Raw genomic sequence first — 14,640 nt, forward strand, 5'->3', positions numbered from 1 at the left:
ACCCCGCACCCGGGTCGTGGAGGTCCGCGAGAGGCCTGCCCGAGTTATGTTGCTACTTCAAGTCAAGAGCACTCGCTACGCTCGCGCCATGGCATCCGCCGCTAGTTACTTCCAGATCACCGCCGACCCGATTCCCCTCGACTGGTCTCAGCATGGCGATCGCCTGCTGAATCTCGTCTTCCAGGAACTCGCCGCAACCGATCCCCGCGTAACGGGGTGGAGCGGGGGAATCCACGGCCCGACTCCAGACGAACCCAACGCTTATCACCGCCTCAACGTGAGCGGATCAGATCTTGAGTCAGAACTGTGCGCCTTCCCAACCATCGCGCACACGGTATATCTCGCTATCCGTGGCGATAAGGAATTGAAGCCGGACCAAATTGCCCCGTGGCTGGATGCGCTATCCAAAGCGCTCGCTCGATTCGATGAGCAGGCGGCCTCCCATGACTGGTGGGCGGTCATCATGGCCGCGTCGGACCTCGGAGTTCCTGCGCGTCTCAACTCAGAACAGATGATTGCCGATTTACGCCTCACACCCTCACCGAAGCCGCACACTGAGATAGTTGAGGGCTTCATGCCGAGCCTCCAGGGAGGCCAATTTCGAACTGGCTGGCCCGTCGTTATAAGCGGTGCGAGCCTCGGCTACTCAAGACAGGTTGCCGACGAAGCGGCGGCGAACCGCATCGGTCGCCTGTGCGCCATACTTTCGGTCGCAACTGACGCCTGCTGGGAGATCCGTGAGGCCCCGCGCCCTTACAAGCTAGACCCGAACACGCTGCCCGCGTCTCGAACGCAAGGGAGCGAATTGCCGCCGCTTGAACAGGTTTACGCGATTGAGGCATTGACTGTTCCTGAATGGGTTGGTTCGGCGCTTCAACTCCTCGACGATTCTGAAGACTTGTTAACTGCCGTTCGCGCCCACCATCAAGCAATGATGATGGAAGCCAGATTCCCTTCGTTTTCGCTTTTAGGCTACGTCGCGGCGATCGAGGGAATTGGCGCTAGGTATGCCTCGTTGGAGACGTGCGAGTGCTGCGGTTCTGCTAGCGGCGCGGCTCGTCGCTTCAGGAAGGGCCTCGGCATTGTCATGACGAACCGCGAAAAGCAGCCATTGCTCGACCTTTACAGGCGGCGATCCGAAACTGCCCACGAAGGGCGCCTACATGGCGGCGAAGACCTGTTTGGCGCCTTCCCGGGCGGTCGAATGGTCTCGGAGCATCAGGCGCAGTTCTTTCGTTTCGGTCACCTTCGATCGCTGCGCATTGCCAGCAAAGCACTCCTCACCTTGGGCCTGACAGAGAAACTCCCGCCGAGGGCCGACGCCCCCTAGTTCGCCTGGAGGGGGTGTACTTAGGACTTGTCCAGTTTTCCACGGAGGTGACGCCGCCGTCGCGTTGCCACCAGGCCAGGTGGTGGATGTGGCACCAGCGGGCGTGGGCGTGGCAGTCGGGCCAGGCGCATTCGCGGTCGCGGGCGATGACGGCTTTGCGTTGGGCCCCGGTGAACAGCCGTTCGGTGCGCCCCAGGTCCAGGGGGACCCCGTCGGCGTTGATGACGATGCGGGTCAGCTCGCAGTCGCACATGATCACGCCGAGTTCGGAGGCCGGGACGGGGGTGCCGTCCTCGAGGGTGGCCGGCGCGTATCCCAGCACCGGAAGCACCGCCGGTCCCGCCTGGCATCCCGAGTCGCTCGTCGTGTCGCTGCGCCCGAAACCCTCGTCGGCGTCGTCGGTTGGGAAGCCGAAGGTGGCCAGGGCTGCCCGGCGGCGGTCGCGGTCGGCTTGGGCAGCAACCCAGGTCGCTTCGGTCAGGATGACCGAGACCTGGGGTGGCACGTGCGCGCCGGGTTTGGTGTCCACCGACGCCAGGATGCGGTCGGCGATGGTGGCCAGGGCGTCGGCGTTGCGTTGGCCGAAGTCGCGGTCGTCGTCGGCGGCCGGTCGCGGGGTGGCCGCTTCCAGGGCGAGGGCGACCTGGTGGCCCGTGATCGAGTCGAGCAGCCCTTTGAGGTGGGTGCCGTGCGGGGTGTGGGTCAGGTGCAGGAACCTCGCGCGGCGTTGGGCCTGGTGGTCGCGTTCCAGGCCGGCGGGGTCCACGTGGGCGGCCCACCGGTCCGCGGTGCGCGCGAACGTGCCCGCGTCCTGCCCGGCAGCCAACCCCAACAACGTCTCCTGCCCGGCGGGAGAGGTGGCGGCTTCGCGTTGGGCGGGGGTGCCGGTGGCGGCGACCTTGGCGATGATCCCGGCGTGCTCCAGCGGGATACGCCCCTCGGTCACGGCCTCGCGCACGTCGGGGACGGTGTCGAGCTCGGCGGCCTGGCGCACCCGCGCGGCCCCGCCGCGCTTGCCGAGGCGGGTCTTGCGTCCGACCCACGCTTCGAAGGTCGGGTCCCCGGACCCGCGCCACGTCTCGGCGTCGCGTTCGGCGATGAGCACGCTCGACCGGATCGCCTGCAGGGTGTCGATGGTCAGGTTCAGCTCGGTCAGCACGCCCTGCCGCTCGGGCCCGGCCCACTGGGGCGCCCCCGCGGCAGCGGCGGCGAGCGCCGCCGTGGCCCCGCGCAACGCGGCCACCTCGCCGCCCACCCCGCACGCGGGTTGCGCGACCGGACCGCCGTCGGCCACCCCAGGACCGTGGGTGGCTGCCACCATGCTGGTGAGAGGCGCAGCGGTCACGTCCACAGTCGCCCCCTCGCCATCGAGTCGCCAGAACCGAGTCAGAAGATCGAACACCTGTGCTAATCGTACCGAACCCGGACACAACGGTCAAGAGGTTGAGCAGGTTCTTTCGAGGGCAGTTGGACGCGACCGCGCCAGCATCGAGCCAGGCTCCAGCCTCACCCGAGCCGGCAACAAGCCAGCTCGGCCACGAACCAACTCAGCCCGGATCGCTCGCGAGCCACGCCTCCACGCCCGCGAGCAGCCGCCCCGTCGTCGCCGACCCCGCCCGCGACGCCCGGATCGACCCCCGCGCGAGCTCGGCGAGCTCGTCGTCCGAGAAGCCGTGCACGTCCCGCGCCACCTGGTACTGCGTGACGAGCCTCGAGCCGAACAGCAGGGGGTCGTCCGCACCGAGCGCGATGGTCGCCCCCGAGTCGACGAGCGCCCGCAACGGCACCTGCGCGTCGTCCGCGTAGACCCCGAGCGAGACGTTCGACGCCGGGCAGATCTCGAGCGCGATGCCGGCCGCGACGATGCGGTCGAGCAGCCGCGGGTCCTCCGCCGACCGCACGCCGTGCCCGAGCCGATCGGGGTGCAGGTGCCCCACGACCTCCTCGACGTGCGCCGGCCCGAGCAGCTCGCCGCCGTGCGGCACCGACGCCAGGCCCGCACGCCGCGCGATCGTGAACGCCTCGGCGAAGTCCGCCGTCGTCCCGCGCCGCTCGTCGTTGCTCAGGCCGAAGCCCACCACCTCGCCCGGCCCGGTGCCCGCGTACCGCACCGCGAGCCGGGCCAGCGTGCGCGCCTCGAGCGGGTGCCGCATCCGCGACGACGCCACGACGACGGCGACCTCCACCCCCGTCTCGATGCTCGCGGCCCGGGCGGCGTCCAGCACGATCTCGATGGCCGGGGTGATCCCGCCGACGAACGGCGCGTACGACGTCGGGTCGACCTGGATCTCCAGGCGTCCCGATCCCTCCGCCGCATCGTCGAAAGCGGCCTCGGCCACGATCCGGCGCATCGTGGACTCCGACCGGACGAGCGTGCGGGCGGCGTCGTACAGGCGCTGGAACCGGAACCAGCCGCGCTCGTCGGGCAGCACCCGCAGGGGGTCGCCGTCGACCAGGGCGGCCGGGAGCCGGATCCCGGCCACACCGGCGAGCTCGGCGATCGTGGCGACCCGCATCGACCCGGTGAAGTGCAGGTGGAGGTGCGCCTTCGGGAGCAGTGTCAGGTCGCGCACGCCCGTGAGTCTGCCAGGGCCGACGCCGTGCCGTCTGAGAGTCCTCTCATCGCAGGCTCCTTCGGGTCTCACGGTGCCGCCGCAGTCTGGGACATGAAGCAACCCAGACCGCGAACCCGCGGCTCGACTCAAGGAGAACCTCATGAAGCTCACCAGGACCGCATGGATCATCACCGGCACGCTCGGCATCCTCGGGATGGGCACCGGTGCGGCCATCGCCGCCGACGCGTCCTGGACCGGGGACGACGCCGACCGTGGCGTCAACTCGGAGCCGGCCGCGACCATCCCGAGCGCGGACGCGTCCACCTCGGCTGCGACCGTCGCGCCGTCGCCCGCGACGCACGTCGACCCGGCCCAGCCCGTGCCGGACAGCGCCATCACGTCGGTCACGGTCGTCTCGGCCGTCAGCGCGGCCTCCACCGCGAGCGCGGCTTCGACCCCGAGCCCGGCCTCCACCCCGAGCCCCCAGTCCACGCCGTCGGCCCCGTCCGCCCCGTCGGCCAGCTGACCCGGCCGCGCGCAGGTGTCCAATGGCTCGGTGACATCACCGCCGACGCCGACGCCGACCTCGCCCCCAGCCCCGGCCGCTGAGGCCGCCGACCGCGAAAGCGCGGACGTCGCCTATCTCAGCGGCCCGGCCGCCGGCGAGATCGCGGGCGCGGTCCTCGCCGCGGAGGGCGTCGCGCTCGACTCGTGGACCCTCGACCGGGTCCATCCTCGGCCCGGGGTCGGGGTCACGGTCGGGCTGGTGGTGCACTGGTCACCACCGGGTGGCCCGGCGGTCCAGGAGTACCTCTGCCTCACGACCGCCCCGCTCACCGAGCGAGCAGCCGCTCGCCCCGGCGTCGTCTCCCTGGCCGACGGCGATCGCACCGTGCACCTCTGGCGCCACCCGGCCGACCCCGAGCTGCCCGGCCTCGCCGCGGCCTGCCGGGCCGTCGACGCCGACCTCGACCTCGTCGCCTACCGTCCGCTGCGCCGCGCCGTCGTGCGGGTGCGTCCGCGCCCGGGCGCGGTCGGCTCGCCCGCCGTGACCTACCGCAAGGTCGTCCGGCCCCGTCGGGTCGAGGCCCTGCACGCCCGCCACGAGCTGCTGGCCGCGGCGGGGATCCCCGTCCCCGCGAGCCTCGGCTGGACGCCCGACGGCGTCCTCACCCTCGCCGCGCTCGAGGGCCCCTCGCTGGCCCACGCCCTGGCGGCCGACGGCGCCGTCGGGCTCGACCCGGCAGCCTTCCTCGACCTCCTGGACTCGCTGTCCGCCGGCGCGTGCGCCCTGCGGCGCCGCGCGGCGTGGTCGGAGCACGCGCTGGTCTATGCCCGCGGCGCGGCATTCACCCTCCCGCACGCGGCGGCCGAGCTCGGCGCGCTCGGCGCGCAGATCGCCGAGCTGGTGCGACGCACCGATCCGGGACCCGTCGTGCCGACGCACGGTGACCTCTACGAGGCGAACCTGCTGGTCACCGGCCCGACGATCACGGGGCTGCTGGACCTCGACTCGGTCGGCCCCGGGCACCGGGTCGACGACCTGGCCTGCCTGCTCGGGCATGCGCTCGTGCTGCCGTGCCTCGCGCCTGCGGTCTACCCGCTCGTACCGGCGGCCGTGCAGCGCTGGCTCACCGCGTTCGACGCGGTGGTCGACCCCGCCGCGCTCCGGGCCAGGGTCGCCGCCGTCGTGCTCTCCCTCGTGGCGGGCGCGACCGGGAGCCCGGGCGACCCCGCACCCGCAGCTCGGGCGGACGCCGCTGCGGTCGACGCCACGGCGCGCCTCGGCCTCGCGCGTGACTGGGCGACGGACGCCCTCGCGTCCGTCTGAGAGTGGGCCGTGCTTTCTGAGAGTCCTCTCACCTCCACCTCCTGGTCGTCTCACCGCGGCCCACGAGGCTGATCACGTCAGCAGATCAGCCCCGCACCTCGCGGCCCTACCTCAGGAGCACCTCATGAAGAACCGGAAGACCTGGATCCTCACCGGAACCCTCGGCATCTTGACGGTGGGTGCCGGCGCGGCGTTCGCCTCCGAACCGTTCTCCGTGCCGGACCCCGACCCGGCGCCCGTCGTCGTCTCGCCGGCCCCGAGCGTGAGCACCGACGCCGCGACGCACGACGCCCAGGGCGACGCGACCCCCGACGCGACCGACGACGTCGTCGTCGCGCCGACCCCGGACCCGCTCGCCACCCCCGCCGTCGTGCCCGCACCTGCCACCCAGGTCGACCCGGCCCAGCCCCTGCCGGACAGCGCGATCACGACCGTCACCGTGATCTCGGCCCCGAGCACGGCGTCGGCACAGACCCCCGTGTCGAGCCCCAGCCCGGTCTCAACCCCGAGCGCGCCGAGCGCACCCTCGGCCGACTGACGACCAGGACGCCAGCCCCAGCCCCAGCCGCCGCAGTCCCGGGTGCTGGGGCTGTCGGCGTCCGCGCCACCGGCATCTGCCGGAGTCAGGCCTCCGGGTCCACCAGGCGGTAGCCCATCCCGCGCACGGTCGCCACATGCTCGGCCCCGACCTTGTTCCGCAGGTACCGGACGTACACGTCGACGACGTTCGAGCCCGGGTCGAAGTCGTACCCCCACACCTGTGAGAGCAGCTGCTCTCGGCTGAGCACCTGCCCGGGATGGCGCAGGAACGCCTCGGCGAGCGCGAACTCGCGGGCCGACAGGTCGATCTCCCGCCCCCCGACCAGGGCTCGGCGCGTGCGCAGGTCCAGCGCGAGCCCCCCGTGGGTCAGGACGGTCACGTCCCCCGGCGCGGCGATGTCGGCACGCAGCCGCAGCCGGATCCGGGCCAGCAGCTCCTCGAAGCGGAACGGCTTGGCCATGTAGTCGTCCGCGCCGCCCTCGAGCCCGGCGACCGTGTCGGTCACCGAGCTGCGCGCGGTCAGGATGATGACCGGGAGCGCGATCCGCAGGGCGCGCAGGCGCTTGAGCACCGAGAAGCCGTCCTCGTCGGGCAGCCCGAGGTCGAGCACGAGGAGGTCGAACTCGCCGGTGCGCGCGTAGTCGAACGCCTCGTGCGCCGTGGCGACCGCGGTGGGGGCGTAGCCCGCGGCCTTGAGGCCCTTCGCGATGAACGACGAGATCCGTTCCTCGTCCTCGGCGATCAGGATCTGGCTCACTCAGGGCTCCTCGGTGACGTGCGGCAGGTCGAGCGTGAAGGTGGACCCCTGGCCCGGCCGGGAGTCGAGCAGGATCCGTCCGCCGTGTGCCTCTGCGATTGCGACGACGATCGGCAGCCCGAGCCCGCTGCCCTCGACCCCCCGGCCGGCATGACCCCGCGCGAAGCGCTCGAAGATCCGCTCGGCGTCCTCAGGGCTCACCCCCTGGCCCTCGTCGCGGACCCACAGCCGCACGCGTCCGTCCGCCACCCGGCTGCCGAGCGCGATCGTCGAGTCCGGGGCGGAGAACTTGACCGCGTTGGCGGCCAGCTGCAGCAACCCCTGCGTGATCCGCTGGGAGTCGAGCCGGGCGGTCGCCTCGGTGCGCTCGTCGATGACCCACCGGCGCGTCCCGAGCGTGCGGGCCTTGTCGAGCACGTCGTCGATCAGGCGGCCGACGTCGACCGGCGCGGGCCGGGCGAAGTCGGGACGCTCGGCCTTCGCGAGGGTGACCAGGTCGTCCACGAGCCGGTGCATGCGGTCGACCTCGTCGAGCGCGAGCGCCCGCGTGGCGGCGACCTCGGCGGCGTCGGTGGGATCGAGCAGCTCCAGGTGCCCGCGCAGGATCGTCAGCGGGGTGCGCAGCTCGTGCCCGGCGTCGTCCAGGAGCTCGCGCTGCGAGTCGAACGCGGTCTCGAGCCGGTCGAGCATCGCGTTCACGGTGCGCGTGAGCTCCGAGACGTCGTCGTGGCCGGTCACCGGGATCCGGCCCGAGAGGTCGGAGTCGGTGATGCGACGGGCGGTCGACCCGAGCAGCCGCAGCGGGGACAGCAGCCGTCCGGCCACGAGCCAGCCCACCGCGCCGATCAGCACCAACGAGGCGAGCGCGACCAGCCCGTAGGTGCGGTACGTCGCGGTCAGCTCGGCGTGCTCGGCGCTGCGGTCCTGCACGAACACCAGCACGGCCGACGCCGGGTCACCGACCACCGTGACCGGCACCGCGACGTAGCGGTAGTCGGTCAGCGGGGTCGTCAGGCTGCGCAGCTGCACGGGGTCGTGCACGCCGACCAGCTCCAGCCGGGCCACGAGCGCCGGATCGTCCTCGGGTCGCAGCTGCACGCTCGCCGGCTCGGTCCACTCGACCTCACCCGCGACCAGTCCGACGACGCCCGCGGTCGCCGGCGGGACGGTGCGCTGGATCGCGATGTAGACCAGGTCGCTCGCCGTGGCGAACGGCAGGCCCGTGCGCGGGTCGACGCCGTCGGCGGCCAGCGCACGGAACTCTTGGACGGACCGGACGAGGTACTCGTCGATGCGCGCATCGGTCCGCTCGCGCAGCAGGAGGTAAGCCGTCGACCCGGCGAGCATGAGCCCGAACGCCGCCAGGGCCAGCACCGCCGCCAGGATCCGGGTGCGCACCGTGAGCCGGGAGCCCGACCGTCGGCCGCCGACGCGTGCGGGGACCGGCTCCACGTCGTCGCGCAGGACCGTCACCGGCGTCGCGGGTTCCGCCGTGCGGGCAGGGGTGCCCACGTCAGTCGTCGTCCGGGTCGGGGAGGTCGTCGTCCGCGTCGGCCGGGTCGTCGACGTCGTCCGCATCGTCGTCGTCCGTGACGGGCGAAGGCGCGGCGGGCGCGACCTGCTGGGGCTGCGTCACGGCCGGCTCGGCGGTCGGCAGCGGCGTCGTCGTCGGCGCGCTGCTCGGGTCGCCTGCGGACGGCTCCGGCGTGGGCTCGGACGGCGTCCGGACCGGAGCCGGCGTGATCGCGGCCGGGTCGAAGACCACCGGGTCACCGAGATCCTGGACCTGCGAGCTCCCGAGCGCGGCCGCGACGGCGACCGCTCCGAGCCCCAGCAGCAGGCCGGTGCCGCCCGCGGTCAGCACGAGCAGCAGCGTCCGCACGGGACCTGCTCCTCGGGACATGCACCTAGTATCCGCGCGATTGGTGAGACCAAGATGAGAGTCTGGGCCGGCCGCCGATGACCACGACGCGCGGTGGGCTACTCGGCGAGCAGCCGCTGGATGCGCGAGACGCCCTCGACCAGGTCGTCGTCGCCCAGGGCGTACGACAGCCGCAGGAACCCGCTCGGACCGAAGGCCTCGCCGGGGACGACGGCGACCTCGACGGCCTCGAGGATCAGCGTGGCCAGCTCGGCCGACGTCGTGGGGGTGACGCCGCGGATCGTGCGTCCGAGCACGCCCTCGACGCTCGGGTACGCGTAGAACGCGCCCTGCGGCATCGGGCACACGACGCCGTCGATCGCCGAGAGCATCTCGACCATGGTGCGCCGACGGCGGTCGAACGCGGTGCGCATGAGCTCGACGGCCGACAGGTCCCCGCTGAGCGCGGCGATCGCGGCGTGCTGGGAGACGTTCGAGACGTTCGACGTCAGGTGGGACTGCAGGTTGGTCGCGGCCTTGATGACGTCCGCGGGCGCGATCATCCAGCCCACGCGCCAGCCGGTCATCGCGTAGGTCTTCGCGACCCCGTTGAGCACGATCGTCGTGTCGGCGAGCTCGGGCACCGCGCGCAGGATCGGTGTGAACACGGCGTCGTCGTACGTCAGGTGCTCGTAGATCTCGTCGGTGATGACCCACACGACGTGCTCGAGGGCCCACTGCCCGATGGCGGCCGTCTGCTCGGGGGAGTAGACCGCGCCGGTCGGGTTGGACGGCGAGCAGAACAGCAGCGCCTTCGTCTTCGGCGTGCGCGCGGCCTCGAGCTGCTCGACGGTCACCAGGTAGCCCTGGTCCACCCCGGCGAAGACCTCCACGGGGACGCCACCGGCGAGCCGGATCGCCTCGGGATACGTGGTCCAGTACGGCGCCGGCAGCAGCACCTCGTCGCCCGGGTCCACGATCGCCGCGAACGCCTGGTAGACGGCCTGCTTGCCGCCGTTGGTCACGAGCACCGACGACGGCGCGATCTCGTACCCCGAGTCGCGCAGCGTCTTAGCGGCGATGGCCTGCTTCAACGCCGGCAGGCCCGCGGCCGGCGTGTAGTGGTGGTTGGCCGGCACGCGCGCGGCGGCGACGGCGGCGTCGACGATGTACTCCGGCGTCGGGAAGTCCGGCTCGCCCGCGCCGAACCCGATCACGGGCCGACCAGCGGCCTTGAGGGCCTTCGCCTTCGCATCGACCGCGAGCGTCGCAGACTCGGCAATTGCCGCGAGACGTGCGGAGACGCGCGGTTTGGCGGACGACGGGACACCCTGCTGCTTCGATTCGCTCACGCGAGCCATCTTGGCATGACTGGTTCGACCGCTGCCGGGTCCTCGCGTACAGTGATCCACCGGTGGTTGACGTCCGCCATGATCAGTGGTGCCCGGGAGCAGGTTTGCTGCTCGTTCCGGTCCTGCGGGTCGTGTCGGTTCAGGCCACCGAAGGGCAGTGGCGCAATTGGTAGCGCACCGGTCTCCAAAACCGGCGGTTGCGAGTTCGAGTCTCGCCTGCCCTGCGAACGGGGAGATCCGGTCCGGCCTTCGGGCCGGCCCGGTTCCCACGACACCATGTCGAGATCACGAGACCGAGGGACCAACTGTGAGCGATTCCGCACCTGCTGCGGCGTCCGGCGCCGATGGCGAGGCCGCTGAGCGTCACGTGCCTGCCCGCAGCGGTTCGTCGAAGGATGCGCAGAAGGCCGGGCTGTTCGCCCGGATCGCGCTCTTCCTGCGTCAGGTCGTGGCCGAGCTCAAGAAGGTCGTCCGGCCGACTCGCTCGGAGCTCGTGACCTACACCACGGTCGTCGTCGTGTTCGTCATGGTCGTCATGGCCTTCGTGACGGGGCTCGACCTGATCATCGGTCGGATCACGCTGTGGGTCTTCGGCGGCTGAACCGTCCGCATTTCGTTGTCATGATTGACATTCTTTTCAGAAAGTAGGTCCAGACGTGTCGCAGGAGTCGCAGGAGTCGCCCGCCGTGGAGGCGAACCTCGAGGACAGCCTCGCGTCGGTCGAGGCAGTGGAGACGGCCGTCGAGGTCGACGTCGCCGAAGACATCGAGGCCGCTGAGGTCGACGCCGACGGCGGCGAGATCGCGGTCGACGACGCCGACGCGCCCACCAGCGACGTCGCGGACGACAACGCCGAGGCCATCGAGGACGAAGAGGTCGAGGTCGAGGTCGACCCGATCGAGGAGTTCAAGTCCGAGCTGCGGCGCCTGCCCGGCGACTGGTTCGTCGTGCACTCCTACGCCGGGTACGAGAACCGCGTGAAGGCCAACCTGGAGAACCGCACCCAGAGCCTGAACATGGAGGACTACATCCACCAGGTGGAGGTCCCCATGGAGGAGGTCACCGAGATCAAGAACGCGCAGCGCAAGGTCGTGCGCCGCGTCCGGATCCCCGGGTACGTCCTGGTTCGCATGGACCTCACCGACGAGTCGTGGGGCGCCGTGCGGCACACCCCGGGCGTCACCGGCTTCGTGGGGCACACCCACCAGCCCGTCCCGCTCACGCTCGACGAGGTCTTCTCGATGCTCGCCCCGACTCTCGCGCCCAAGACGCAGGCAGCTGCTGCTGCCGCGAAGGCCGCGAGCGAGATCAAGGTCGACTTCACGGTGGGCGAGTCCGTCACCGTGACCGATGGGCCGTTCGACACGCTGCCCGCGTCGATCTCCGAGATCAACGCCGAGAGCCAGAAGCTCAAGGTGCTCGTTTCGATCTTCGGCCGGGAGACCCCGGTCGAGCTGTCGTTCAGCCAGGTCGCCAAGATCTGATCTGACTGTCTGACCAGCTGGCGACGTCGCGCGACGTCGTCGGTAGTGCACGTCCGAAGAAGTTCACTGAAAGCAAGGACCCGACATGCCCCCGAAGAAGAAGGTCTCCGGCCTGATCAAGCTCCAGATCAAGGCTGGGATGGCCACGCCGGCACCGCCCATCGGCCCCGCCCTGGGTCAGCACGGCGTCAACATCATGGAATTCTGCAAGGCCTACAACGCGGCGACCGAGTCGCAGCGTGGGAACGTCATCCCCGTCGAGATCACGATCTACGAGGACCGTTCCTTCACGTTCATCACCAAGACCCCGCCGGCCGCGGAGCTCATCAAGAAGGCCGCCGGAGTCGCCAAGGGTTCGCCGACGCCGCACACCGTCAAGGTCGCGACGCTGACGGCCGAGCAGGTCCGTGAGATCGCCACGGTCAAGCTCGAGGACCTCAACGCCAACGACATCGCCGCCGCTGAGAAGATCATCGCCGGCACCGCCCGCTCCATGGGCATCGCGGTCGCGGGCTGATCGACCCAGCAACGCCAGCACGATCCGCCCGGGCGACGAGTCCCGAGCGGCAGCACCACCCGGAGTACCGGCGCTGGACGTCAGCGCTGTAAGTGGCAGGGCCGCGCTGGCCCGACGACCACGACTGCACCAAGGAGAGAGCAGATGAGCAAGCGCAGCAAGGCCTACCAGGCCGCCGCAGAGAAGATCGAGAAGGACTTCGCGTACGCGCCCCTCGCGGCCGTTCGGCTGGCCCAGGCGACCTCGGTCGCCAAGTTCGACGCGACCGTCGAGGTTGCGTTCCGCCTCGGCATCGACCCCCGCAAGGCCGACCAGATGGTGCGCGGCACCGTCAACCTCCCGCACGGCACCGGCAAGACCGCTCGGGTCCTGGTCTTCGCCACGGGTGAGCGTGCCGAGCAGGCCCGCGCGGCCGGCGCCGACATCGTCGGTGGCGACGAGCTCATCGAGCGGGTTGCGGCCGGGTTCACCGACTTCGACTCCGCCGTGGCCACGCCGGACCTCATGGGCAAGGTCGGGCGTCTCGGAAAGGTCCTGGGTCCGCGCGGACTCATGCCGAACCCGAAGACCGGCACGGTCACGATGGACGTCGCGAAGGCGGTCAACGAGATCAAGGGCGGGAAGATCGAGTTCCGCGTCGACAAGCACTCGAACCTGCACTTCATCATCGGCAAGGTCTCCTTCACCGATGTGCAGCTCGTCGAGAACTACAGCGCGGCGCTCGAAGAGGTGCTGCGGCTCAAGCCGTCGGCCTCCAAGGGTCGCTACATCTCGAAGGCGACGATGGCGACCACGAACGGCCCCGGCATCCTGATCGACCAGAACAAGACGCGGAACCTGAGCGAAGAAGAGGCCGAGGTCGCCTGACCTCGCTTCACCTTTGCGGTAGCCCGCAGCAGCAACGCACTGGGCCCGACGACTTCGGTCGTCGGGCCCTGCTGCATCTCCAGCCCGTGCCCACGCGTCGATGCTCTGCGGATTTGGCCCTGACCCGGGGGTGACGTATTCTTCTTCCTGCCCAAGACCGCCGGTCGTCGGCTGTCACTCGCAAGTGAGTGATGGCTCACCGAAGTCCCGCTCAGCGGGGTCCAGCGTAGGTGAGAGTTCGCAGCCGCTCGCGCGGCATCGAGCCCGCGCCTGCGCGGGGCTCATTGTTGTTTCGGGGCGGACGTAACGCCCGGTGGCACCACCACCGGAAGGATTGCCATGGCGAGGCCGGACAAGGCAGCCGCAGTCGCAGAGCTCACGGATCAGTTCCGTGACTCGAACGCGGCCGTGCTGACCGAGTACCGCGGGCTCACCGTTGCCCAGCTCAAGCAGCTGCGGCGCGCGCTCAGCGGCAACGCAACCTATGCCGTGGTGAAGAACACGCTGACCGCAATCGCGGCCAAGCAGGCCGGCGTCGTCGGACTTGACGACAAGCTGGCCGGCCCCTCGGCCATTGCCTTCGTGACCGGTGATCCGGTCCAGGCTGCCAAGGGACTGCGTGACTTTGCCAAGGCAAACCCCGCACTGATCATCAAGGGCGGTGTCCTTGACGGACGCGTCCTGAGCCCTGCGGAGATCACCAAGCTCGCGGACCTCGAGTCCCGCGAGGTTCTGCTGGCCAAGCTGGCCGGCGCCTTCAAGGCGTCGCTCTACCAGGCGGCTTACCTCTTCACGGCGCCCGCGACTCAGGCCGTGCGCACCATCGACGCCCTGCGCGAGAAGCAGGCTGCGGCATCGACAGAAGAAGCTGCCTGAGCCGTTCTGGCCCAGACGCACCCATCACCCCGCCCGTCGGCCGGCATCACGCCAGCTGACGGGAGACAACCCGGAAGGAACGCCACCATGGCGAAGCTCAGCACCGTCGAGCTGATCGATGCATTCAAGGAGCTCACGCTCATCGAGCTCTCCGACTTCGTGAAGGCCTTCGAGGAGACCTTCGACGTCGTCGCCGCGGCCCCCGTGGCCGTTGCCGCCGCCGGTGGCGCCGCTGCCGAGGCCGAAGAGGTCGAGGAGCAGACCGAGTTCGACGTTCTCCTCGAGGCCATCGGCGAGAAGAAGATCCAGGTCATCAAGGAGGTCCGCGTGCTCACGAGCCTCGGTCTCAAGGAGGCCAAGGACCTCGTCGACGCAGCCCCCAAGGTTGTGCTCGAGGGCGTTGCCAAGGACGTCGCCGAGAAGGCCAAGGCTGCCCTCGAGGCCGCTGGCGCCACGGTCGTCATCAAGTGATCTCCGCTCGCCCCTAGGGCGAGTGCACGACCGGTCCTCGCCTGAGAGGACCCGCGGCAACGAAGCCCGCACCCGCTGGTCGGGTGCGGGCTTCGCCTGTCGCCCGTACCACCCGAAAGTCGCTTCATCCAGCTCAACCAACCGAGTGGACACATTAGGTCCGCTCCGCTAGGCTAGCGCTTTGCGTTGGCCTGTGCC

16 protein-coding genes and 1 tRNA gene are annotated in these 14,640 nt (G+C 70.5%); 11 read left to right on the forward strand and 6 right to left on the reverse strand.

All coding sequences use genetic code 11. The features are described 5' to 3' along the window. Positions 1–88: 88 nt before the first annotated feature. Positions 89–1,330: a hypothetical protein gene (locus tag VTA80_RS12250; RefSeq protein WP_407341383.1), complete on the forward strand. Its 1,242-nt coding sequence runs from the start codon at positions 89–91 to the stop codon at positions 1,328–1,330. Here the strand turns inward: VTA80_RS12250 and VTA80_RS12255 are convergent. Both VTA80_RS12255 and VTA80_RS12260 read right to left on the reverse strand, forming a co-directional pair. Then, positions 1,281–2,675 (reverse strand): DUF222 domain-containing protein, encoded by a 1,395-nt coding sequence (locus VTA80_RS12255; protein ID WP_407341384.1) that lies wholly within the window; start codon positions 2,673–2,675, stop codon positions 1,281–1,283. The two genes, VTA80_RS12250 and VTA80_RS12255, sit on opposite strands and share 50 nt — an antisense overlap. Positions 2,676–2,877: 202 nt before the next feature. Continuing rightward, a complete protein-coding gene (locus tag VTA80_RS12260) occupies positions 2,878–3,903 on the reverse strand; it encodes an adenosine deaminase (RefSeq protein WP_407341385.1) in 1,026 nt (341 codons plus the stop codon). A gap of 142 nt (positions 3,904–4,045) precedes the next feature. On the opposite strand from VTA80_RS12260, the gene VTA80_RS12265 reads away from it, so the two are divergent. From VTA80_RS12265 to VTA80_RS12275, 3 genes are all read left to right on the forward strand, one after another. Continuing rightward, positions 4,046–4,411 (forward strand): hypothetical protein, encoded by a 366-nt coding sequence (locus VTA80_RS12265; protein ID WP_407341386.1) that lies wholly within the window; start codon positions 4,046–4,048, stop codon positions 4,409–4,411. 30 nt (positions 4,412–4,441) lie between these two features. Further along, complete coding sequence (locus VTA80_RS12270) at positions 4,442–5,716, forward strand: phosphotransferase (protein WP_407341387.1); 1,275 nt, start codon at positions 4,442–4,444, stop codon at positions 5,714–5,716. Positions 5,717–5,840: 124 nt separating this feature from the next. Beyond that, positions 5,841–6,254: a hypothetical protein gene (locus VTA80_RS12275; RefSeq protein ID WP_407341388.1), complete on the forward strand. Its 414-nt coding sequence runs from the start codon at positions 5,841–5,843 to the stop codon at positions 6,252–6,254. Positions 6,255–6,339: 85 nt separating this feature from the next. On the opposite strand, the gene VTA80_RS12280 is transcribed toward VTA80_RS12275, so the two are convergent. The 4 genes from VTA80_RS12280 to VTA80_RS12295 form a co-directional block, all read right to left on the reverse strand. Further along, positions 6,340–7,014, reverse strand: a complete 675-nt coding sequence (locus VTA80_RS12280) for a response regulator transcription factor (RefSeq protein WP_407341389.1) — start codon at positions 7,012–7,014, stop codon at positions 6,340–6,342. After that, positions 7,015–8,526 carry a sensor histidine kinase gene (locus VTA80_RS12285; RefSeq protein ID WP_407341390.1) on the reverse strand — a complete coding sequence of 504 codons (1,512 nt, stop codon included), beginning with the start codon at positions 8,524–8,526 and terminating at the stop codon, positions 7,015–7,017. 1 nt (position 8,527) lies between these two features. Continuing rightward, on the reverse strand, positions 8,528–8,917 hold the full coding sequence (locus VTA80_RS12290; RefSeq protein WP_407341391.1) for a hypothetical protein: 390 nt from the start codon (positions 8,915–8,917) through the stop codon (positions 8,528–8,530). Between the two features lie 77 nt (positions 8,918–8,994). Beyond that, entirely contained in the window at positions 8,995–10,227 is a 1,233-nt protein-coding gene (locus VTA80_RS12295; protein ID WP_407341392.1) for a pyridoxal phosphate-dependent aminotransferase, read from the reverse strand. A 151-nt stretch (positions 10,228–10,378) separates the two neighbouring features. Here VTA80_RS12295 and VTA80_RS12300 point away from each other — a divergent pair. The 7 genes from VTA80_RS12300 (at position 10,379) to rplL (ending at position 14,442) form a co-directional block, all read left to right on the forward strand. Then, a tRNA-Trp gene (locus VTA80_RS12300) sits at positions 10,379–10,451 on the forward strand. 83 nt (positions 10,452–10,534) lie between these two features. Continuing rightward, entirely contained in the window at positions 10,535–10,828 is a 294-nt protein-coding gene (secE, locus tag VTA80_RS12305) for a preprotein translocase subunit SecE (protein ID WP_407341393.1), read from the forward strand. A gap of 55 nt (positions 10,829–10,883) precedes the next feature. Then, a complete protein-coding gene (gene nusG, locus VTA80_RS12310) occupies positions 10,884–11,711 on the forward strand; it encodes a transcription termination/antitermination protein NusG (RefSeq protein WP_407341394.1) in 828 nt (275 codons plus the stop codon). A gap of 85 nt (positions 11,712–11,796) precedes the next feature. Then, positions 11,797–12,228: a 50S ribosomal protein L11 gene (gene rplK / locus VTA80_RS12315; protein ID WP_407341395.1), complete on the forward strand. Its 432-nt coding sequence runs from the start codon at positions 11,797–11,799 to the stop codon at positions 12,226–12,228. Positions 12,229–12,372: 144 nt separating this feature from the next. Further along, positions 12,373–13,095 carry a 50S ribosomal protein L1 gene (rplA, locus tag VTA80_RS12320; RefSeq protein ID WP_407341396.1) on the forward strand — a complete coding sequence of 241 codons (723 nt, stop codon included), beginning with the start codon at positions 12,373–12,375 and terminating at the stop codon, positions 13,093–13,095. 339 nt (positions 13,096–13,434) lie between these two features. Then, positions 13,435–13,971 carry a 50S ribosomal protein L10 gene (gene rplJ / locus VTA80_RS12325; RefSeq protein WP_407341397.1) on the forward strand — a complete coding sequence of 179 codons (537 nt, stop codon included), beginning with the start codon at positions 13,435–13,437 and terminating at the stop codon, positions 13,969–13,971. A gap of 87 nt (positions 13,972–14,058) precedes the next feature. Next, positions 14,059–14,442 (forward strand): 50S ribosomal protein L7/L12, encoded by a 384-nt coding sequence (gene rplL, locus VTA80_RS12330; protein WP_407341398.1) that lies wholly within the window; start codon positions 14,059–14,061, stop codon positions 14,440–14,442. Positions 14,443–14,640 lie beyond the last annotated feature (198 nt).

This window comes from Pengzhenrongella phosphoraccumulans, assembly GCF_045689905.1.
Taxonomy (GTDB): Bacteria; Actinomycetota; Actinomycetes; order Actinomycetales; family Cellulomonadaceae; genus Pengzhenrongella; species Pengzhenrongella phosphoraccumulans.

Excerpts from the sequence above, each read along its gene's own strand:
- rplK (WP_407341395.1), top strand. The coding sequence starts at position 11,797 with ATGCCCCCGAAGAAGAAGGTCTCCGGCCTGATCAAGCTCCAGATCAAG.
- rplJ (WP_407341397.1), top strand. The coding sequence starts at position 13,435 with ATGGCGAGGCCGGACAAGGCAGCCGCAGTCGCAGAGCTCACGGATCAG.
- VTA80_RS12250 (WP_407341383.1), top strand. The coding sequence starts at position 89 with ATGGCATCCGCCGCTAGTTACTTCCAGATCACCGCCGACCCGATTCCC.
- VTA80_RS12275 (WP_407341388.1), top strand. The coding sequence starts at position 5,841 with ATGAAGAACCGGAAGACCTGGATCCTCACCGGAACCCTCGGCATCTTG.
- VTA80_RS12265 (WP_407341386.1), top strand. The coding sequence starts at position 4,046 with ATGAAGCTCACCAGGACCGCATGGATCATCACCGGCACGCTCGGCATC.
- VTA80_RS12290 (WP_407341391.1), bottom strand. The coding sequence starts at position 8,917 with ATGTCCCGAGGAGCAGGTCCCGTGCGGACGCTGCTGCTCGTGCTGACC.
- rplA (WP_407341396.1), top strand. The coding sequence starts at position 12,373 with ATGAGCAAGCGCAGCAAGGCCTACCAGGCCGCCGCAGAGAAGATCGAG.
- rplL (WP_407341398.1), top strand. The coding sequence starts at position 14,059 with ATGGCGAAGCTCAGCACCGTCGAGCTGATCGATGCATTCAAGGAGCTC.